General features: G+C 58.0%; 18 protein-coding genes and 1 pseudogene. 8 read left to right on the forward strand and 11 right to left on the reverse strand.

Features of this window, described 5'->3' with window-relative positions:
• Window positions 1–58: 58 nt before the first annotated feature.
• The 3 genes from repC to repA all read right to left on the reverse strand — a co-directional run bounded on the left by repC (window position 59) and on the right by repA (window position 3,871).
• Window positions 59–1,447 (reverse strand): plasmid replication protein RepC, encoded by a 1,389-nt coding sequence (repC, locus tag GAO09_RS12895; protein ID WP_153354412.1) that lies wholly within the window; start codon window positions 1,445–1,447, stop codon window positions 59–61.
• 187 nt (window positions 1,448–1,634) lie between these two features.
• Complete coding sequence (gene repB / locus GAO09_RS12900; protein WP_153354413.1) at window positions 1,635–2,657, reverse strand: plasmid partitioning protein RepB; 1,023 nt, start codon at window positions 2,655–2,657, stop codon at window positions 1,635–1,637.
• The gene (gene repA, locus GAO09_RS12905) at window positions 2,654–3,871 is read right to left on the reverse strand and encodes a plasmid partitioning protein RepA (protein ID WP_153354414.1); all 1,218 of its coding nucleotides are present in this window, start codon (window positions 3,869–3,871) and stop codon (window positions 2,654–2,656) included. Before repA ends, repB begins: the two co-directional genes overlap by 4 nt.
• Window positions 3,872–4,179: 308 nt before the next feature.
• Here repA and GAO09_RS12910 point away from each other — a divergent pair, with 308 nt between their 5' ends.
• The 5 genes from GAO09_RS12910 (at window position 4,180) to GAO09_RS12930 (ending at window position 9,830) form a co-directional block, all read left to right on the forward strand.
• Window positions 4,180–4,887 (forward strand): helix-turn-helix transcriptional regulator, encoded by a 708-nt coding sequence (locus GAO09_RS12910; protein WP_324184885.1) that lies wholly within the window; start codon window positions 4,180–4,182, stop codon window positions 4,885–4,887.
• Window positions 4,888–5,477: 590 nt separating this feature from the next.
• A complete protein-coding gene (locus GAO09_RS12915) occupies window positions 5,478–6,581 on the forward strand; it encodes an RHE_PE00001 family protein (protein ID WP_153354416.1) in 1,104 nt (367 codons plus the stop codon).
• 157 nt (window positions 6,582–6,738) lie between these two features.
• Complete coding sequence (locus GAO09_RS12920) at window positions 6,739–7,965, forward strand: FAD-binding protein (RefSeq protein WP_153354417.1); 1,227 nt, start codon at window positions 6,739–6,741, stop codon at window positions 7,963–7,965.
• On the forward strand, window positions 7,952–8,971 hold the full coding sequence (tcuB, locus tag GAO09_RS12925) for a tricarballylate utilization 4Fe-4S protein TcuB (protein WP_153354418.1): 1,020 nt from the start codon (window positions 7,952–7,954) through the stop codon (window positions 8,969–8,971). The genes GAO09_RS12920 and tcuB overlap by 14 nt, the downstream gene beginning before the upstream one ends.
• Before the next feature lie 76 nt (window positions 8,972–9,047).
• On the forward strand, window positions 9,048–9,830 hold the full coding sequence (locus GAO09_RS12930) for an SDR family oxidoreductase (protein ID WP_153354419.1): 783 nt from the start codon (window positions 9,048–9,050) through the stop codon (window positions 9,828–9,830).
• A gap of 74 nt (window positions 9,831–9,904) precedes the next feature.
• Here the strand turns inward: GAO09_RS12930 and GAO09_RS12935 are convergent, their stop codons facing one another.
• The 8 genes and pseudogenes from GAO09_RS12935 to GAO09_RS12970 form a co-directional block, all read right to left on the reverse strand.
• Window positions 9,905–10,678, reverse strand: a complete 774-nt coding sequence (locus GAO09_RS12935; protein ID WP_153354420.1) for a DUF1194 domain-containing protein — start codon at window positions 10,676–10,678, stop codon at window positions 9,905–9,907.
• A gap of 135 nt (window positions 10,679–10,813) precedes the next feature.
• A complete protein-coding gene (locus GAO09_RS12940; protein ID WP_324184886.1) occupies window positions 10,814–10,978 on the reverse strand; it encodes a hypothetical protein in 165 nt (54 codons plus the stop codon).
• Window positions 10,979–11,358: 380 nt separating this feature from the next.
• Window positions 11,359–11,517, reverse strand: a complete 159-nt coding sequence (locus tag GAO09_RS12945; protein ID WP_324184887.1) for a YqaE/Pmp3 family membrane protein — start codon at window positions 11,515–11,517, stop codon at window positions 11,359–11,361.
• An 85-nt stretch (window positions 11,518–11,602) separates the two neighbouring features.
• Window positions 11,603–12,238 (reverse strand): trimeric intracellular cation channel family protein, encoded by a 636-nt coding sequence (locus tag GAO09_RS12950; protein ID WP_324184888.1) that lies wholly within the window; start codon window positions 12,236–12,238, stop codon window positions 11,603–11,605.
• 225 nt (window positions 12,239–12,463) lie between these two features.
• Window positions 12,464–12,844 (reverse strand): pore-forming ESAT-6 family protein, encoded by a 381-nt coding sequence (locus tag GAO09_RS12955; protein WP_153354423.1) that lies wholly within the window; start codon window positions 12,842–12,844, stop codon window positions 12,464–12,466.
• 56 nt (window positions 12,845–12,900) lie between these two features.
• Window positions 12,901–16,004: pseudogene (locus GAO09_RS12960) on the reverse strand (efflux RND transporter permease subunit).
• Between the two features lies 1 nt (window position 16,005).
• Window positions 16,006–17,103: an efflux RND transporter periplasmic adaptor subunit gene (locus tag GAO09_RS12965; RefSeq protein ID WP_153354424.1), complete on the reverse strand. Its 1,098-nt coding sequence runs from the start codon at window positions 17,101–17,103 to the stop codon at window positions 16,006–16,008.
• 11 nt (window positions 17,104–17,114) lie between these two features.
• Window positions 17,115–17,762, reverse strand: coding sequence for a TetR/AcrR family transcriptional regulator (locus GAO09_RS12970; RefSeq protein WP_209018703.1), 648 nt, complete (start codon window positions 17,760–17,762; stop codon window positions 17,115–17,117).
• A 255-nt stretch (window positions 17,763–18,017) separates the two neighbouring features.
• Between GAO09_RS12970 and GAO09_RS12975 the strand changes: the two genes are divergently transcribed.
• From GAO09_RS12975 to GAO09_RS12985, 3 genes are all read left to right on the forward strand, one after another.
• Window positions 18,018–19,256: a PAS domain-containing protein gene (locus GAO09_RS12975; protein ID WP_209018704.1), complete on the forward strand. Its 1,239-nt coding sequence runs from the start codon at window positions 18,018–18,020 to the stop codon at window positions 19,254–19,256.
• A 73-nt stretch (window positions 19,257–19,329) separates the two neighbouring features.
• The gene (locus tag GAO09_RS12980; protein ID WP_153354427.1) at window positions 19,330–19,758 is read left to right on the forward strand and encodes a YqaA family protein; all 429 of its coding nucleotides are present in this window, start codon (window positions 19,330–19,332) and stop codon (window positions 19,756–19,758) included.
• A gap of 101 nt (window positions 19,759–19,859) precedes the next feature.
• The gene (locus GAO09_RS12985; protein WP_153354428.1) at window positions 19,860–21,392 is read left to right on the forward strand and encodes an acyl-CoA carboxylase subunit beta; all 1,533 of its coding nucleotides are present in this window, start codon (window positions 19,860–19,862) and stop codon (window positions 21,390–21,392) included.
• Window positions 21,393–21,400: the final 8 nt, after the last annotated feature.

Below are 21,400 nucleotides of genomic sequence, written 5' to 3' on the forward strand. Positions count from 1 at the left end.
GGGCGGCTGGCGGGCCAATTGTTTTGTGGTCTCGTTGCGGATTGTTCGCTCACGGTGATTACGCCATCCCTCTTGCGGTCATGCGAGGCATGGAAGAGGACGCCGGGCTTCCATAAGACCTTTTTCCGGCCGGAAAGACAGGCGAGGATGATTTGCTCGACAGAAGATAGGCCTGCTTCGCTTCATCAGCCGTGAGGAAATCCGAGGTTTCGTCTGGATCGCGAACACGATCGTTTTCGATAACGGTGTCCTGATCCGCAAAAGTTGCCAGCTGCGTCATCACCAGCCTTTCCACCATCGGTCTCACATCGAACTTTCCGGACTTTGCCGAGGATGCGAGGTTTCTGAGATAACCGCTCGGTGAAGCGATTGCCTCACCCTTCTCATAGAGGCAGGCAAGGGTAACGGCAGTCTCGATGGTACCGATGGTATTGTTGGCAAAATCCAGAAGCTGACGGTTGATGGAGAGCATGGAGCAGAGAACAGGCTGAACCGACATCAGGTCCTGTGCGTTTCGGATGCTGCCGTTTGCCGTGAGGATTGCGACATTGGGGCAGGCTCGGTTCACCAGATCCAGTGACATCGGTTTTTGTGCCTGGTTGTCGCTCGACGGTGCTTTTGCCTCGCGCGGATCAACAACAGAGAGATTTGAATCGAATCTGGATTCTGGTTTGGATTCTATGTGCCGCTCATTCTGAGAGGTGTTGCCGCTCGTATTTTGAGAATTTGCGAAATTTTTCAATGAATTGACGATTTCCGCATGAACGCGCGACAGAAAAGACAGATGCGCCTCGAGCTGATTGAGTTCAGCTTTGCGCGGAAGAGCAGAAACAAGCTCAGCCAGACGGATTTTCAGCGACGCCCAATCACCGGGGACATCTTCGACCTCGACCACGATCAGCAGCTTGCCGATATCGCGACGATGAAGGGAGATTTCTTCACGCAGGAGATGGGTCTGAAGGCGCTCACACTCGACCTTTTCGGCCAGCGCGAAGATCTCTTCCGAACGGGCCAGAAGCGGCTGGAGAGAGAAACCGAAAGCCTGGGTGATATCCCCTGCCCTGCCACGACGAGCATAACGTTTGCCGTTTGGGCTGTCCTTGCGCGTCAGAAGACCAGCTTCGACCAGTGAAGCCATATGACGGCGAATGGTCTGTTCGGCCATGCCATGGCTTCTGAGAGACAGAGCCTGATTGGACGGGAAGACAACGAGACCGTTTGCCACGGAAATCTCGGCCTTGGGATAGAAGCTCAAAAGAGCATTGAGAAGCGCAAGGGCACGGTCAGACAGGCCGAGAAGCGGCTTTGCCTGGCAGAGTGCGCGATAGAGTTCCCATTTGTCGATGGACTTGTCGCAGACCTTTTCCGTGTCGACGATCTGATCCGTCAACATGGCAAGCGTCATCGACCGCCGCCCAAAGGGCGTCGTCAGATAACCACTGTTCATGACTTTCACCTTGTGACAGGCAAAAGAAATTCGCTCGCCGAAACGACGCTGTGCTTGACACTGATTCTAGGAAATGCGATTCTCGAGTTGCTGAGACTACGAGGAAAGCTTCCGTAACGGTGACGTTCGGGGGCTTTTCTTTTGCGCTCTTGTCCCTCTCCTATTTGGTTAGAATTGATCGATCGTCTCAGTCGTGACGCAATGCTGACGACTTGAGATATTCCTGATGCAGATCCTGCAGACGAGCTGCAACGAAATCTGCGAATTCGGGTGCGACCTTCTCATCGAAGAGAAGATTGGTACGACTGCCGGATTTCTCCATCACCGCCAGTTTTACGCCGCTTGTTGCTTTGATCTGTTCCGGCTTTTCCTTCTCGATCTTGACCGACAGAGCCGTCATGACCTTGACGAAACGACTATCGGAATCCGACTGAAGGAATTGCGGGTTCTGCAGAAGTGCGGACAGTGCCGGCGATTCCGGCATGGCCGTCAGACGTTCCGTCAGGGCGATCCAGCGCGGACGACCTGTCTTGGGCGCCGGACCAATCGCTTCGATCAGCGAACGCGGCAGGCCATGGGCAACCGACATCAGGCGAGACAACTGGGTCTTTTCCATGCCAAGTGCCGACATGATGATACGGCGATCAAAACCCTTCTCTTCGAGAGCCAGCGCAAACAGGCCACGTTCGATATAGCTGAGGTCTGAACGGGCAGAGTTTTCCTGACCCTGAATAACGACAAGTTCTTCATCGGACAGGTTCTGAACGACAGCCTTGACCGGACGATCCAGTGCCCGAAGAACACGCACGCGACGGTGACCGAAAGCGATCTGATAATGATCTGCCTTGGTCGGATGCGGACGAACCAGGATCGGGCTTTTCTGGCCGGACTCGCGAATGGCGTCGGTCAGCTTCTGGTAGTCTTCGCCATCATCGGGAAGACGATCGTTGACGAAGGAGCCTTCGATCTTTTCCGCCGGGATTTCGATCACAGCAGAACCGGCGGCGATAAGGGCACGAGCCTGATCTGCGGCATTTGCAATCTGGCCCAGAGTGCGACCCATGGCGCCAACGGCACCGGAACGGATGTGCTGCAGCTTGGCGTCAGGTGTCGCATCCGGCTGAGCGGCATGATCGGGCGCAGAGTTGCCAGCTGGCAACTCATGATCCCGACGCGACAACATGGCTTTTAACGTATCCTTGCGGCTCATACTGCCCTACCCCAGGCCTGACGGATCAGACCTTCTATCTCGCTGTTCACGCCATCCAGCGATTCCATGGCGCGGTCATAGGTGTTTTTCGAGAAGTTCTCGCGACCGACTTCGTAAAGCGTTTGCTTGGAAAGTCCGGCATCGGAGATCGCTGTCGACTTGAGTGCAGTGTTGGTGAGGACGCGTTCGCGAAAAAGCGAACGCATGAAACCCACCATCTGTGTCTGTGGACCATCCGAAGGCTCGTAACGGGTCACGACATACCGGATGAAATCGTAATCGAGATCACCACCGGATTCCTGCACGACGCCGAGAAGATCGGAGGTCATCAGCAGGAACTGGCACATGGACATGACATCGAGCATCTGCGGATGCGCGGTGATGATCAGGCCGGTGGAGGCGCAAAGCGCGCCAAGGGTGAGGAAGCCGAGCTGCGGCGGGCAGTCCAGAACCATCACGTCATAATCATCGGCGACGGCGCCAAGCGACGAAGCAACACGGCCGAAGAAGGGCTCGGCACCGCGTTCCGCAAGCGCACGCGGCGTATCATGTTCGTATTCCATCAGCTCCAGATTCCCGGGCACGATATCGAGGCCGGGAATGTAGCTCTTGCGGATGATGTCTTTCATCGGACGACGCTGGTCGTCGTAGCGGATCGCCGCATACATGGTCTCGTTGGCGGCAATATCATATTCCGGCTGGTAGCCATGCAGGGCCGTCAGCGATGCCTGCGGATCGAGATCTACCGCCAGCACGCGATAACCCTGGAAAGCCAGATATTGCGCGAGGTGCGCGGCGGTAGTGGTCTTGCCGCTGCCGCCCTTGAAATTGACAACGGCCATGACCTGGCAATGTTCGCCATCCCGACGCCGCGGCACATATCGCTTGTTACCCTTTGCGTTCTCATCGAGAACGTTGCGGATCTCATTGATCTGGTCGAGAGTATAATAGCGCCGGCCGCCATTATTGATGGTCGGCTGGGGTCCCTTGCCGTTCAGCGACAATTGGCGAAGATAGGCATCCGCGATGCCGATCAGCTTGGCAGACTCCACCGATGAAAACGAGCGGAGCATTTTCTGCGCAACAGGAGGAAAGAGCGCAGCACGCATTGCCTGCAGCTCTTGGGACAGCGCGGCGCCATCGCCCGCGATGACTTCCGTCATCGGTCGCTTGGCTTCTTGCGCTTCCGCAGGCTGACTACGTGTCTTGGCCATAACTACGATAAATCTCCAGAGTGTCGGAATATTCCGTAGTGAACCATGGCCTGAGTCGCTCTGAGTCGCAAGGCCTTTAGGGTTAACGAAGGGTTAACGGCATTTGCTCCACGATTCGTTCAATTCGGGATGTTTGATGCTGCGAAGGATAAAGTTGCCAGCTGGCAACCGCGGCGCCCGCGATCAATACAGTTCGTTGGCTAGGCCTGGTGCGGTTTTCCGCATTTGCCGATTGCTCATAATCGCATTAGTGTGGTGCATCCGAGATTGAGCACATCATCTTAATGGTATCATCAGACGATTCTCAAGTGGAAGCCTACCGTGATTTTGCCGACCTGGCGTCGGTCCCACGAACGCGCATCTTCCACCATCATCCGTTCATCGAACGGCTGCGCCGTGCCGTTCATTTCGATTTCATCGCCGTCAGCGGCCTTGATATCGACCGCTTTCGTTTTGGCAATGGCCAGTCAATCGATACCAACCTGCCGCCGGGTTATATCGAGACCTATGCAGCGGAAAAACTCTATCTTCGCGATCCGCTTGTGGCGGCTTCGTTGGCATCCTCAGGCAATGTGCTGTGTGACGCCGATGTCTTTACCGATACGCCGCCACCCGAACGGCTGCATCAATTGATGTCCAGTTTCGGTGTACGAAACCGGACGCTCTTTCCGTTAAAGCGCGGCGAGCATCTCTATGGCGCCATTACCTTCATGCGCACCACCCGGTTTGATGCAGATGAGATCGATTTTCTAAAACGCATCTGCGAGGTCACCCATGTGGCCATGACCAAGCCGCTGATGGACCGATTTGCGACGGATACAATGCGGCTGTCTTCCGGCGAACTGATATGCCTGCGGCTTGCAAGCCACGGTCTGACGAGTGAGCGGATTGCCGCCGAAAGCGGTTATCAGGTTGATACGGTCAACACCTATATGAAGAGCGCGGTCAAGAAGGTCGGAGCGACCAACCGCACCGAGGCCATTGCAGAGGCCATTCGGCGGCGGCTCATCGAGTGATTGTGGCGACGGTCGATCTTGTTTCTGGTGCAATACGCGCGCCATGCGCCCGGAATGTGTCTGTGTGGGGAAGGGGAAAGCGGCCATCTCTTTGGAAAAGAGACCTGCGGGCGTGAGAGTGGCTGGAATTTTTTACGGTTTTCGGCTATCAATCACAGGCTATAACGGTTCTTATCTCTCGACGTGAGTCGTTCTGACTATGGCCCGAATAGGCCGAAAGATGTGAGTCTGAGTGCTGAAACCTATGGCCTCGTTCACTTTCATTTCAGATAAAATGGCCTTTTAAAACATTGCCTTCACAGTTAGCGCAAAGACAATGAAAGATACCTGATAGGGTAGGCCTTCCACAAATCTTTGAAGCGGTTTTGTCGCCCTGCCCTTCATCTCGCTCATGTCGTTATCATCATTTGACCAGTTAGCGCCGGTCATCAGCGCTGGAATTGATGAGCGTGTTCGCAGAGTTGGTTTCCGATAATGCTGGTGGACGTTGAGCGAGGATGTGCTTGGGTGAGATGTTTGGTGGGCCGAAAGGTGCTCAGGTCCCGCTCAGCTATCGCATCCAATGTGAGAATCGATTAGCGATAGTGGCCATGCGCTACGATCTCGACCGGCTTCCTTTTCAGGATTTGATGGCCCCTGTTGCAACGGCAACGGCAGTAATCGCACGGCTCGACGAGCGGCTGTTGCGTTCGCGTGAGTCCCAAGGATGGATTTCCCGATCGCATTTTTCCGATGCCTGCGCATCGCTTTGGGTGGACGGCGAGTTGGTGCATCCGGAGGATCTCATCCTGCACGATGCCGATATGGGCGCTCGCCGGCCAACGCATGAGTTGTCGATCGCCCGCGATATCTTGCGCACGCGACGACGCATTCTATCGCATCCGGCGGATTGGGCCGTTTCGTCCGACGGGCTGAGACGTTTGCGGAAGGGCGGCGACGAGAACGCCGAATTGTCCCTGGAGGTGAAATCTTTCTCTCGGCAGGCGGGCAACGAGGCGCCAGCCGACGAGGATGATCTGCTTGCGGCAGAACTCGCGGCGATCGACAACGTGTTGGCGCGCAGCGAGGCCTTGCTGTTGGAGGCAAGGAAAACCGTCTCGGGCAGGGCGGATGACGAACGCGCTCCGCTTGTATATGAACCGGATTGGGACGAAGACGAACGGCTGGCGGCATGGCTACAGGTTCTCAAACAAAGCGAGGGGCTGCCGACAGCTCTACGTGCTGCGGTGCTGCTTGATGGCTGGAATGTTCTTCAGGTGCTTCAGCACGCGCCATGGCTCGGGCGATTGCTGACGGCCAGCATCCTGCGAAGAGACGGATTGAGCAGTGGTTATCTCTTGCCGATCAGTGTCGGATTGAAGCAGATGCCACGTCAGAAGCGTGGGCACCGGGCTCGCGATGTCCGGCTTGCTGTTCTCATCGATGCGATGACGAATGCTGCGGAATTCGGGTTGAAGGAGCATGACCGGCTGTCTCTGGCGCGACAGCAGATGGAGCATCGGCTGATCGGAAGACGGGGCTCGTCGCGTCTTCCGCAGTTGGTCGATCTCGTTCTGGAAAAGCCATTCGTGTCGATGGCGATGATTGTCGATGCCTTATCGGTCACGCCGCAGGGCGCGCTGAAAATGGTCGGCGAACTTGGGCTGAGGGAGTTGACGGGCCGGGGGCGTTTTCGCGCCTGGGGTATCCTTTGAATGTGCTGATAACCGCTGCGGTCCGCGCATGATTGCGTGAGGTCAAGGACACGGTTCCTGACTGATCGCACATAGCCCTTATGAAAGCTGATCGTTCAAGAGTTGCCAGCTGGCAACTTCGCAAGAAGCGGCCCATGCAAGGTCCGATGTGGGGGGCATGACGAAGGCCGTGTTTGCAAATCGTCCCGATGTTCTCGTGATAGGCGGCAGCATGGCGGGCTTGTGTGCGGCAATCACCGCCAGGCAGGCAGGGGCGACCGTCGGGATCGTGGAGGCTTCACCGCAATATATGCGCGGCGGCAATCTCAGGCATGCTCGCAACATTCGCCTTCCACATGAGGGACCGACACACTATTCCCCCGGAATATATCGAGGGGCTGAGTTTGAGCAGGAAATAATCGAGATTGCCGAAGGAGCGGGAGACCTCGAATTGATCCGGACGCTGGCAGTTCGAGCTGCTGATCTGGCGTGCTGGTTGGCGGATCAGGGCGTTGTTTTTCAAACGGATCATCTTCCTTATTCACGCCGAACGGCATTTTTTCTGGGTGGGGGAAAGGCCGCGGCGAACGCTCTTTATGCAAGAGTGCACGCGCTCGGCATCGACGTGGCCTACGAGTGTCCGATGACTGAACTCGACATGCTCGATCTTCCGGCTCGTGCTGTCATCTTGTGCAGTGGCGCCGGGCAGGCGGGGCAAGGGCATGCTTTCATCAATCGCGGCACGCCTTTTAACTGCGGCTCCCTCGCGGACAATCTTATCCGTGCCGGGGCAGAAACCGGTGGCAGGTCGGACGCAGCTCATCTCGTGGCGATCGATGCGCGTTCGCCGCCGCATGACGGCGGCATAGTCACCCGCATCGACGGCATGGAGGTCGGCATGATGGTTGATCAAAACGGACAACGTTTCGCCGATGAGACCGAGGTGACAGGCCCCCGCCGCTTCACTCGTTGGGGGCAGCTCGTCGCGTCCCTGCCCATCCCGAAAGCGACGCTGGTTCTGGATGCCGAAGGTCGGATAAAGGTGCCCGTCCTGGCCTTCCCGGCAATGGCGGCATCCACACTTGATGTGATGGCGGGAATGATCGATGTCGATGCCACGCTACTGAGGCGTTCGGCCGAAGAATGTGGGAGGGTGAAAACGGCTCCGTTCTTTGCCTATCCGGTTGCGCCGGGCCTCACCTTTGCCTGTCATGCTCTTCGGGTCGACCGTTCGACCCGCGTGAAAATGCGGGACGGAACGGTGCGTGAAAATCTGTTTGCTGCCGGCGCAATCATGGCCGCCTGTCTTTTGAATACCGGCTATCTTTCCGGAATAGCCCTGACGATCAGCGCCGTCTTTGGGCGGATCGCGGGAGAAGCGGCGGCCCGTCATGCACTCGGATGAAACGCTGCTCGCAGAGGCCAGGCGGGTTCTGACCATCTGTGCGGTCTGTGATTATTGTAGCGGTTTTTGTGAGGTATTCCGTGCGATCGGCAGACGGACGGATTTCTTGCAAGGCGATATCAATTACCTCGCCCATCTCTGCCACGACTGCGGCAATTGCCTTGACGCCTGCCAGTATGCCCCGCCGCATGTTTTTCAGATCGATCCTCCGCAGGTTCTGGCAGAGGTGCGTTCGCAGTTCTGGCCACCGGCACAGGCATGGCTTTGTCTTGTGTTTGTACCGCTGACACCATTGCTCACCTATCTGCTCGTGCCGACGGAAATCCTGTTCGGGCATCATCGTGGTGCTGGTGCATTTTACGCGATCTTGCCTTGGTCCGTCCTGTGTCTCGGCGCGGGGTTTGTTCTTCTGGGTTCACTGGCCTCACTTTGCCTTGGCGTGTTTCGCTTCTGGAGAGACAGCGGCGGCGGCAATCCGCGAGGTGCCATCCTGATGGCGATCAGGGACATCCTGACGCTGCGCAATCTGGAAGGTGGCGGCATAAGCTGTGAGCACGGATGGGTGAGACGTTGGGCGCATCAGGCGCTTGTTGCGGGCGTCTGTTTCTGTTTCGCATCGACGTCAGTCGCAACGATCTACCATCACAGCCTCGCCTATCTGGCACCTCACCCCTATCAGAGCGTTCCGGTCTTGCTCGGTAGCGGTGGCGGCGTCCTGATGATGATCGGCTGTGCCGGCCTCTGGTGGGAGAAGCTGCGCCGACATCGTCGCAAGCGGATTTCCACTGCTGCCGAGCATCTTCTCCTCGCGTTGCTGATGACGGTGTCGGTCAGCGGCTTTGCGCTTTTGATCTGGCGGGACAGCAAAATGATGGGTGTCCTGCTCGCCTTCCATTTCGGCACTGTGCTCAGCCTCTTCCTGTTGATATGCGCAGGCAAGCTTGGGCACGGCGCTTATCGGGCGGCGGCCCTGCTGCGCGCTGCCATGGAACGCAGACCACGCTGAGGCCGATGCCGTGGAACCTTGGTACAGCCTTTTCGTTTGCGTCTAGATTGTTGCATCGCAGCGAAGGAATTCCATCATGGAACTGAATGGGCAAGTGGCACTGGTAACAGGCGCAGGGTCTGGAATCGGCAAGGCTGCAGCGATCATGCTGGCAGCCCAAGGGGCAAGTATCGGCGCTCTCGGACACACCCGGTCGGAGCTTGAAGGCACGGTTGCGGACATCCTCAAGGCGGGAGGTCAGGCAATTGTTCTGGAGGCGGATGTGGCTGCGGAAGATGACATGCGCGAAGCCGTAACCCAACTCGTATCGGCTTTTGGTCGGCTGGATATCGTGGTGGCCAATGCCGGGATCAATGGTGTCTGGGCACCGATCGATGATCTCAGGCCGGATGAATGGGACAAGACCATTTCGGTCAATCTACGTGGCACCTATCTGACGCTGCACACAACCGTTCCCCATCTCAAGGCGCAGGCTGCGGGCTCCGTCATCGTCATCTCATCCATCAACGGAAATCGAACCTTCACGACGCCGGGTGCCACTGCCTATTCCGCAAGCAAGGCTGCGCAAGTGGCAATGGTGCAGCAACTCGCTCTGGAACTCGGCAAACATCATGTGCGTGTCAACGCCGTCTGCCCGGGTGAAATCGAAACAAGCATCGACGACAATACGCGGCAACGCCATGTTGATGAGACCGCCATACCGGTCGAATGGCCGGCAGGGCAGGTGCCGATCAGCGACGGCTCACCGGGACGAAGCGAAGACGTCGCAGAGCTCATTCTGTTTCTGGCGTCTTCACGATCGAAACATGTGACGGGCGTGCCGATTTATGTGGATGGCGGGCAGGGGCTTTTGCGCTGAAAATGCGGATCGTTGCCCAAGTGGCTGCAAGCTCTTGTAGAGAGGCCCTCAAGCTCGGCGATACGGCGCTTGCCTCAACGATCCAGAAAATCCTGCCATTGCCGTTCGCCCGACAGGCAGTCCGCCTTGAGCTCGTTGGCGATGCGATGAAGCTTGGGAGAGGGGAGAATGTTGCTCACCTCCATCACCATCTTGCGTCGTATGGCGATGGCAAAGTCCTCGATCTTGTGGACCGGCAGGACAAAGGAACCTGGACCACCGGCGACACAATCCGAATAATAGCGATCAAGCCCACCTGCTGTTCCTGACGGCCTGAGCATGATGGCCAGACCATTGATGACAATGCCGGACTCAATTGCCCTGTCTCTGACTGGCAGCACCGGCACGCCGATATTGTTCGGTCCGTCTCCCGAGACGTCTATGACCTGACGCATGCCGCGGTAATTGTTGGAGATGATGGATGTCGCGCCGTAGCTGATTGCTGCGGAGATCGACGTGCGTCTCTGGGTGGCGACCGGCCGGGCGGCCAGCTTTTCGGCAAAGGCCTTGGCGTCCTCGGCGGTTTCGATGATCTGCCAGTCGATGACGGAGGCCTGATCGACTTCGCCGGCCCATTCGTAATAGCTGATGGCGATACGCCCCAGCATGCCGCCCTTGACCGCGGTGATGAATTCAGGGTGAGACAGTGCCTCCACATAGCCCTGTCGCTGTATCTGGACTTCTTCGTAGTCCATCGAACGGGAGACATCCACGGCAAGTGCCAGTTCGACATCTACTTCGCCGCCCGCTGCAGCCATGATGATGGGAGAGGCGGAAAGCCCCATGAGCATCGCAATCGTGACCAGCATTTTCACTCCGTCACTGCGTTAATCTATTAGAAGAGTAACACAGAAGACGGGCAGCGCTAATCCTCGCTGTCAGGGCCGTTTCACGAAACGGTGACTTTCGAGCAGAATTGGCGCCACTGGTTTTCCGTCGGGATTTTACTGCCGTACTTCTTCAAGGGCCTGAGGACGGCCAAGGCCGTGTTTCAGGGCTTCCAACAGGCAATCGGAAATAGCCTGCCGCAATGCATAGGTATGGTTGCTGGTACGCTTGTGGTCGAGCGACTGCGCCGCATCGACAAGGCTCAGACCCTGGTGAACCACGATCTGATGTGCTCTCTGGAAAGCCCAGGACTCAATTGTACTACTTTGCTCGTTCAAAGCAGCCTCGCTAAATCATCTAGCCAATATTGATGCGAATCATTTCGCATCTGGAAAATAACGCAGCTGTACTCTGGGGGGAACGTGATTGGTAAATATTACCAAAAATGGCGAATTACTTTTCGCAGCAAAAACAAGCATGTACAATTTATAACAGGCAATAAATGTGGCAGTTTTCGTGTTTCGCAAAAATGATATCTAATCTGTATTTTGTATAAATACGGAATTTACAAATATAGATCAGATGATTTCAGGCTGCACTCGGGCATGGGCTTTCAAAAACAAGGGCATGCCGGTGCGGCCTTGGCCACACCGGCTTCGGTTCACTTCTTCACGATGACCCAGACGGCATGGATGATGCCGGGAAAATAACCGCAAAGGGTCAAAAGGATGTTGAGCCAGAAATGCAATCCGAGGCCGACCTGTAGAAAAACACCGACAGGAGGCAAGAAGATTGCGAAAAGAATGCGGATGACGTCCACTTCAAGGTCCTTTGCTGAAACAAATTCAGACCCTTAACGCACAAGGCAGCGTTTGGTTCATCAGCGGACGATGGTGGCCGTCTCTTTATTTCTTGAGAGCGTCATCCGGATCGCGACCCGGGCGCGGTCGGTAGCGCGGGATTGTCCAGCTGTAATAGAGCGCGCCACCACGCAGCGCGAAGGCGGCGGCAAAGCCGACTGCTGCGCTGAGATAAAGCGGCACACCCTGCGCGTGGCACAGCACGAAGGCGCTGGCGCCTGCCAGTGCGGCGGTAATATAGATTTCCGGACGCAGCAGCACGGACGGCTCGTCGGCCAGGATATCACGCAACACGCCGCCACACGTGGCGGTCAGCATGCCGGTGACGATGGCGATGATGGGCGACCCCGTAGTTTCAAGACCGATCAGCGCGCCCATGACACTATAGGCGGCAAGGCCGATGGCATCGAGCCAAAGCAGAAGCTTGTAGCGCCATTCGACGAAATGCGCCGTGAAGAACACCAGAATGCCCGTGGCGACGCAGACGAGGATATATATCGGCTCCTTCACCCAGAATACCGGCAGCCTGCCAAGGATGAGATCGCGTAACGTTCCGCCGCCAACGCCGGTCACGGCCGAAAAAAACAGGAAGCCGATGATATCGAGTTGCTTGCGTGATGCGGCAAGGGCGCCTGCGGCGGCAAAAACGACGACACCCGCATAGTCCAGAAGGGTCAGCACGCCGCTCTCCTTGTTAGCCGAAACATTCGGCATTCATCTGATGGCCTGCTTTATGCGTCAGCTCGCGGATAGACAACCGGCATGCATGTCGCATGGGCACTTTGCCAAATGAAAAGGCATTTTGGGCTCCGGCGTCCGCAACGAAAAACGACCGGTGGCATGTGCCGACCGGTCGTTCGATCATCTCATTCCTGAAGCCGCTTTCAAGCGGGAGGGACAGGAATGTTATTTCGGCAGCTGGTCGGCGACCTGCTTGATGGCATTGGCGACGGTTTCGCAGAACTGCTTTTCGGTAATGTTCTGTGCCTTTACCGTCGCAGAGATTTCCTGGTTCACGCCCATGGCGGCAACGGTGCCCTTTTCGCCGGTCTTTTCGGCTTCGTCACCCTTGGCGGTGTCGGAAGGAGCCGGGATGAGAGCGATCAGCTTCGTCTGTACGGTTGCCGCTTCGCCATCGATATGACCTTCGTTCTGGCAATATTTCAGAACACCAAGCTGGTTGCGAGCCGAGATATAGGCCATTTCGATCTGCTCGTTGGTTGCCTGCGCGAAAGCCGGTGCAGCCAGTCCGAGTGTAACGAGACCGGTCAAAACAATTTTCTTCATCTTTGTTTCCTTCAAAACCCCTAGGCCGACATTTACGAGTGTATGTCAGCGGGCCGTTAATTAGGGGAATGATCGGTTTCGGCTAGGTTGTTGCCCGGCTTTTCCGGCGAATGTGCAAACCAGCGGCTGACGCGCCGTCCCATGCCGTCGAGATAGGTCAGCACAACAGGCACGAAAACCAGCGTCAGCAGGGTGGAAGAAATCAGCCCGCCGATTACCGCATGCGCCATCGGTGCGCGCTGTTCGCCACCTTCGCCAAGCCCCAGCGCCATCGGCAGCATGCCAAAGATCATGGCGAGCGTGGTCATGATGATCGGCCGCAGGCGCACCGCACCGGCATCAGCCAGGCTCTGGCGCAGTGTCTTTCCTTCCCGCACACCGAGATTGGAGTAATCAACGAGCAGGATGGCGTTCTTGGTGACGAGGCCCATCAGCATGATGAAACCGATCATGGAAAACATGTTGAGCGTCGAGCCGGTGAACAAAAGCCCGAGCAACACCCCGATCAGCGAAAGTGGCAGCGTCATCATGATCGCGATCGGCTGGATGAACGAGCCGAACTGCGAAGCGAGGATAATGTAGATGAAGATGATGGCGAGAACGAGCGGCCACCGAAGGAGATACGATAGCCGACCGGTATATCCATTTTTGCGATGGCGGCGTTGAGGTCCGTGGTGATGTCACCGAGTGCCCGGCCTTCGACATTGCTGGAGATCCGCACGTCGCGCGACAGATCCTTGCGGGTGATGGCATCGGGCGCGGTGCTTTCCACCACGTCGGCCACCTGATCGAGCAGGACGGTGATCGGCTTGCCGTCGTCGTCGGTGCGGCCGGTAGAGATGGTGAGATTGCGCAGCTGGGCTGCATCGCGACGACCTGTTGCCGGAAGGCGCAAGGTCACGTCGTAAGATTCGCCGTCCGGTGCGTTCCAGACGGATATGGCATCGCCGGCCACCAGCGGCCGCAGCGTATCGCCGATGGTGGAGATGGAGACACCGAGATCGCTCGCCGCCTCGCGACGCACCCGCACCGCCAACGTCGGCCGCACGTTTTCGATCGAGGATTCCACCTCCGTTGCGCCCGGAATGGCGGCAAGCGCCGTGGTGATTTGGTCGGAGATGCGGCGCAGTTCCTGATCGCCATCTCCGAGGATCGAAAGCTGCAGCGGTTTCGACGATCCGCCCATGCCGGAGGATTGGCCAACGGAGATTTCCAGCCCGGCGACGCGGGTAAGCCGCTGCCGGATCGGGTCGATACTTTGCGCTGTGGTGACCGATCTATCGGCGCTGGGCACAAGCTGGACCGCGACGCTTGCCTGATTGAAACCGCGTGCTCCGCCGGAATTGATGGTGGAATAGGTGGCGGAGACATACGGGAATTCGCGCAATGCCTTTTCGACCTGCGTCACCTTTGCGGCCATATAATCGAGTGAGGAACCCTGTGCGGCTTCCAGCGACACGCTGATTTCGCCTTGGTCGGCAGGTGGCAGGAATTCGGCGCCAATACGGGGCACGAGCAACAGGCTGCCGACGAACATGGCAACAACGATAGCGATGGTGGTTTTGCGGTGGTCAAAAGTCCAGTGGATCAGCGAGCGATAACGTCCGGCCAGCCCTTCGAACCAGCGGTCGAAACGTTCGACGGCGCGGCCAAGGAAACCGCGCTTGGCGCCCTTCTGGCTTTGCGGATCATACCACACGCTCGACAGCATCGGATCGAGGGTGAAAGACACGAACAGTGAGATCATTACGGCAGCCGCGACGGTAACACCGAACTGCAGGAAGAAACGGCCGATCAGGCCGCCCATGAAGGCGACCGGCAGAAAGACCGCGACGATGCAGAGCGTGGTGGCGAGAACGGCAAGGCCGATCTCATTGGTGCCGTCGAGCGCCGCCTTGATATGGTCCTTGCCCATCTGCAGGTGGCGCGTGATGTTTTCACGCACGACGATCGCGTCGTCGATCAGGATGCCGATCGACAGCGACAGCGCCATCAGCGTCATCGTGTTGAGTGTGAAGCCGAGCGCGTAGATGACCGCGAACGTGCCGATGACCGAGATCGGCAGCGTCAGGCCGGTAATCACCGTGGAACGCCAGGAATTGAGAAACACGAAGACGATCAGAACGGTCAGCACGCCGCCTTCGATCAGCGTGCGCTGCACTTCCGAAACCTGCGCGGCAATGGCGCGGGAATTGTCGCGGGTGATGGTGAGTTCGACGTTTTCCTTGGCAAGCTCGGTATTGAGGGTGGTGATTTCCTTGCGCAGTGCCGCCGCCACTTCGACAGTGTTTGCGCCCTGCACCTTGACGATATCGAGACCGAGCGACGGCACGCCCTGATAGGTGGCACGGCTGGTGACTTCGGCACCGGTATCGAGAATGCTGGCGACATCGGAAAGATAGACGGGGTAACCGCCGCTCTGGGCGACGATGATGCTGTTGAAGCCGGCAGCATCGGGGATGCGGCCTTCCACGGTGACGATGCGCTGGTTGATGCCGGAAATCAGTGTGCCGGCGGCGCGGTCCTGGTTCTCGCGGCGAATGGCATCCATGATCGTCGAAACGCCGACGCCGTAAGCTTCCAGCCGGTCGGGGTCGACAACAACGAGCACCTGCCGCTCACTGCCGCCGACCAGCGAAATCTGGCCGACACCACCGATGACATTCAGCCGGTTGGTGATGACACGGTCGGCAAGCGTGGTGATTTCCGACAGCGTGCGGGTGGGGGAGGAGGCCGCGATCGACAGGATCGGCTGATCATCCGGGTTAAAGCGGGTCACCTGCGGCGTATCCACTTCGTCCGGGAAGGAGGCTTCGAGACGCGCCACACGGTCGCGCACTTCCTGTGCCGCCACCTGGCTGTCGACATCGAGTTCGAACTGCACGACGACGATCGAACGTCCCTCGTAGGATTCCGAGGTGATCGTATCGATGCCGCCGATCGTGTTGAGCGAGGATTCGATCGGCCGCGACACTTCGCTTTCCACCGAGGCCGGCGAGGCGCCGGTATAGGTGGTGGCGACCACGACGATGGGAAGATCGGTTTCCGGGAACTGATCGACGCCGAGGCGCGAGTAGGAGAAAAGGCCGACGACGAGGATCGTCACCATCATCATGGTGGCGAAAACGGGATGGCCGACGCTGATACGGGTGAGAAACATGTCAGATGCCCTCGACGTTCACGGCAGTGCCCGCAACCAGATCCGGAAGCGGTGCCGTCACGATCGTTTCGCCCTCTTCGATGCCTGAGACCTGCACGAGGTTGCGATCCGTCCAGCTGGTGCCGAGATTGACCGGCAGGCGGCGCAGCGCATTGCCCTCGACCTTGAGGACATAAGTGCCCTCGCTGTCGTGGCGGATTGCAGCAGCGGGCAGGGCGATCACGTTCTTCTGGTCATCGACCTTGAGAATGCCGGTGGTGAACATGCCGCCACGCAGCAGGCCTTCATTGTTGTCGATGGCAATAAAGACACGCACGGCGCGGGAACCGGCAACGGCCGTCGGCGAAATGCGCATGACCTTGCCGGCAAAGGTGCGGCCGGCGAATCCTTCCACCGATAGTTCGACCGGCTGATCGAGCCGCACCAACGGGATACGGCTGGTCGGTACGCCGGCATCCACTTCCATGCGGCTGAGATCGACGATCGTCATCAGTTCGGCGTTGAGCGCCACGGTCTGACCTTGCTCGACCGGGCGGGTGGAAACGACGCCGTCGAATTCGGCGCGCAGTTCTCCATAGGCAAGCGACCGTTCGGAATCGGCGACCTCGGCCTGTTTCGACCGCAGCTGCGCGCGCAGGTTCAGCAGGTTGGCACGCGCTTCAAGCCGCGTCGCATCCGATGCCGCACCGCGTTCGCCAAGCGCCGTGTTTCTTTCCAGCACGGATTCGGCCAGCTCAACCTGCGCGTCGAGCGCATCGATTTCGGCCTTGCGGGCGGTGACGGCCGAGGCCAGAGCCTCGGTATCGAAACGCACCAGAAGATCGCCTTTCTTGACGACGTCGCCGATCTGAACCGGCAGTTCAACGATGGTCGAGGAAACCCGCGATGTCAGGTTCGAACGGCGGATCGGCGTCAGCGAACCGGCAACACGCACTTCGGTGGCGATATCCTGCCGAACGGTCTTGCTGACATCGACCGGGGCCAGTTCCAGCGGGCCATCCGGCTTCTGCTGCTGGGCGCCAGCGACATTCACGGAAAGGAGAACGGCACTGACAACGGCCGTCAATCTTGCGAGGCTGAAAATGACTTTGGTCGTCATGGTCTGTCCCTTCAGGGCGATGAATGGCTTGGTACGCCAAAAACATTGGGGGTAATCGGATCACAGATCGGCAGGGTGCTGGCCTTGCGGATGGCCTGCGCCATCTCCTGCGCGATCTGCTCGGTGGTGAATTGCTGGCCGTGTTCGATCGCAGCGATGCTGATCGTCTCGTCGATCAGGCGCATCGCCGCGGCAACGGTTGCTGCACACAGGCGAACATCGAAATCCTTCTTTGAGCGATCGAGGCGATCGGCGATGATGCCGATCATGTCCTGCTCCACCTGATGCGAGGCAGATAGCCAGACCGCGCGCAGTGCCGGTTCCGCCTCCATTCGGGTCAGCAGCCGCACCACCAGAATTCCATCGATCATGTCCTGCGGCGTCGCATCATCCAGCCGGCAACATTCGTGCAGATGCGCATCGATCGAAACATTGCGAGGCCACTGTCGCAGCTTGGTGTGAAAACGCAGGGCAGTGGACAGGAACAGCGGCTCGACACAGCTTTCCTTGCTGGCGAAATAACGCCAGACCGTACGCTCCGACAGGCCGGAAGCGGCGGCAATCTCTGCGCCACTGGTTTCTCCAAGACCGTTGTCCAGAAAAAGCCTTGCGGCATGGCGCGCCACGGTCAGACGGGCATCATCACGTCGGTTGTTCATGTCCCTGCGCCAGCATTGCCTGTTGTCACTAAAAGACGGCATTAGTGGCAGTTAATGACAATTGTGAGGCGTGCTCATTCCTACCGAAAATGGTTTTCGAATGCACTGTTCGGAGACGCCTTGGTTTGCAGTGCATCCGGCGTTTCATGCGGTATTTCTCTTTGATGTGAATCAAATCGCAGGGTCTGAATAAAATTACTGATGCCACAGCGAGTTTTAGCCTGGGAGGGGGGGGTATATTGCTGGGTATTTTCCATGACGAAACAGGACCTTTCTTCCAAAAGGCAATTTGCGCACGACCACGAGATTACATTCGACTTTGCTGAACTGTTTTTTTCGCGCACGGATGAACGCGGAAAGATACGGGCCGGAAATGACGTCTTTCAGCGCATCAGCGGGTTTCACTGGCAAGAACTTATGGGCAAGCCGCACAATATCGTGCGCCATCCCGAAATGCCGCGTGCCGCCTTCAGGCTTCTGTGGGATCGCTTACACGAGAACAAGCCGACAGGCGCCTATGTAAAGAACCGCGCCAGCGATGGTCGCCAGTACTGGGTTTATGCGATCATCACACCGATCGACGGTGGTTATCTTTCGGTGCGGATGCGGCCAAGCAGCGCTCTTCTGCCCATCGTGTCGCAGGAATATGCCGATCTGTTGAATGTCGAGAAAAGCGAAAACCTTTCGCCGCCGCAGAGCGCGCAGCGGCTGCTGCAAAGGCTGGCCGCACTCGGCTTTCCGACTTACGACACGTTCATGGGAGCCAGTCTTACGGCAGAACTGGCAAGTCGGGCCGGGCACATGCAGCGGCCTCCGCATCCGGCCGTGGCGCTTTACGGCCAGCTCATGTCGGCATCGAAGTTTTTGCTGGAGGCGGCGTCCACCATTGCCGACGGTTACCAGCGCCACCGTTTCGTGCCGCTGAACCTGACGGTGCAGGCAAGCCGGCTGGGCGATGCCGGCAAGGCGATCAGCACGATCTCCAACAATTACGAGGAGCTGTCCGGGCAGATCCGTCTCGGTCTCGACCGGTTCATCGTGGCCACCGAACGTGTCTCACGTGCCATCCATGAAGGTGCCTTCCTGCTCGCCACATCGGAAGTGCAGGACGAGATCGCCGCCATCTTCGGCCGCGAAATGCCGTCTCCGCATTTCAATCATTCGGCCGAGGCTTCCTTGCTGCGGCAGCAACGCAACCGATATCGGCGCCGTGCCGTCACCACCATCTTCGACGTGCAACAGGAAGTGCGTAATTTTGCCGAGGAGGTTTTTGAGATCAAGCGCCTCAGCGCAGGCCTTGCCGCGATCCGGGTGATGGGGAAAGTGGAGGCGGGTTACCTGGAAACGGCGGTGCTTTCCGACCTTCTTGCCGATCTCGAGGCCTTTCAGGACATTCTTCGCCGCGGGCTGGATGACATTCTTGGCCTCAACGATGCGGTCAAGCGCAGCGTGTCGCAGCTGGTCATCGAAAAACCGGTTCTGGAGGAGTTGTAGCCGTTTCGTTGGCGAAGGCTCATGCCGTGGTTTTGACGTGTGTTTGACCGCGATCCCGGTATAAGCCGAAGGCATGACCGCCTATCTCACGCTTTTCATGGCCGCTCTCGTGGCCGCGACAATCCTGCCGGCGCAGTCCGAGGCGGTGCTTGTCGGGCTTATTTTACAAGGCGGGCACCCGGTCTGGCTGCTGGTCGTGGTCGCTTCGATCGGCAATATTCTCGGCTCCATCATCAACTGGATCCTTGGTCGTGGGATCGAGCGGTTCCGCGATCGGCGCTGGTTCCCCATCAAAGGTAAGGCACTTGAGCGCGCGCAGGGTTGGTATCGGCGTTATGGAAAATGGTCGCTGCTGGGAAGCTGGCTGCCGATCATCGGCGATCCGCTGACGGTTGTTGCCGGTGTGATGCGGGAGCCATTGCCGGTTTTCATCCTTCTGGTCGCTATCGCAAAGACAGCGCGTTACGCCATTCTCGCAGCTATTACTGTCGGACTGATCTGACCGGACGGGTTTTCCCCAAACTTCCAGCGCATGCTCGCGCCTTGTTTTCCGATTGGCATTCATCAGTTATGACTTCTGTGAAGTGCATATCGGGAGGGATCATGCAGATTGTGCTGGACGAGTTGGAACGTCGCCGTGCCGAAGCGAGGCTTGGTGGCGGCGAAAAACGTATCGATGCGCAGCATGCCAAGGGCAAGCTGACGGCGCGCGAGCGGATCGAAGTCCTGCTGGACGAGGGCTCGTTCGAAGAATTCGATATGTATGTCACACATCGCTGCACCGATTTCGGCATGGAAAATCAGAAGATCGCCGGTGATGGCGTCGTCACCGGCTGGGGCACGATCAACGGTCGGCAGGTCTACGTCTTTTCTCAGGACTTTACCGTGCTCGGCGGTTCGCTGTCGGAAACCCATGCGCAGAAAATCTGCAAGGTCATGGATATGGCCGTGAAGGTCGGCGCTCCGATCATCGGCCTGAATGATTCGGGAGGCGCCCGTATCCAGGAAGGTGTCGCCTCGCTCGGCGGTTATGCGGAAGTGTTTCGCCGCAATGCCGAGGCGTCCGGCGTCATTCCGCAAATTTCCGTCATCATGGGGCCGTGTGCTGGTGGAGCCGTCTATTCGCCGGCCATGACCGATTTCATCTTCATGGTGCGCGACACGTCCTACATGTTCGTGACCGGGCCGGACGTGGTGAAGACCGTTACCAATGAGATCGTCTCGGCCGAAGATCTTGGTGGTGCGCGCACCCATACGCAAAAATCTTCGGTGGCCGATGCCGCCTTCGAAAACGATATCGAAGCGCTGGAAGCCGTACGCCAGCTATTAGATTTTTTGCCGGCTAATAATCGCAGTGGCGTGCCCACGCGTCCGTTTCATGACGATCCCAACCGCGTGGAAAATCGGCTCGATACGCTGATCCCGGACAGCGCGGCAAAACCCTACGATATGAAGGAGTTGATCCTCGCTTTGGCGGACGAGGGCGACTTTTTCGAAATCCAGGACGCGTTTGCGAAAAACATCATCACTGGCTTCATTCGGCTTGAAGGGCAGACGGTCGGTGTCGTTGCCAACCAGCCGATGGTGCTGGCGGGATGCCTCGATATCGATTCGTCGCGCAAGGCGGCGCGCTTCGTGCGCTTCTGCGACGCCTTTTCCATTCCTCTGCTGACGCTGGTGGATGTGCCGGGCTTTCTGCCGGGCACGGCCCAGGAATATGGCGGCGTCATCAAGCATGGCGCAAAACTGCTGTTTGCCTATTCGGAAGCGACAGTGCCGATGGTGACACTGATCACGCGCAAGGCTTACGGTGGCGCCTATGACGTGATGGCATCAAAACATATCGGCGCGGACATCAACTATGCCTGGCCGACGGCGGAAATCGCGGTGATGGGTGCCAAGGGCGCAACGGAAATCCTCTATCGCTCGGAACTCGGCGATGCGGAAAAGATCGCGGCGCGGACCAGGGAATATGAAGAGCGTTTCGCCAATCCCTTCGTGGCGGCCGAACGCGGTTTTATCGACGAGGTGATCATGCCGCATTCCTCGCGCCGCCGCATTGCCCGTGCCTTCGCTTCGCTGCGCGGCAAGCAGGTGTCGACCCATTGGAAAAAACACGACACGATCCCGCTTTAGAGGAGGCC

Origin of the sequence: Endobacterium cereale (genome assembly GCF_009617585.1) — a bacterium.
In the GTDB taxonomy this organism is placed as follows: Bacteria; Pseudomonadota; Alphaproteobacteria; order Rhizobiales; family Rhizobiaceae; genus Neorhizobium; species Neorhizobium cereale.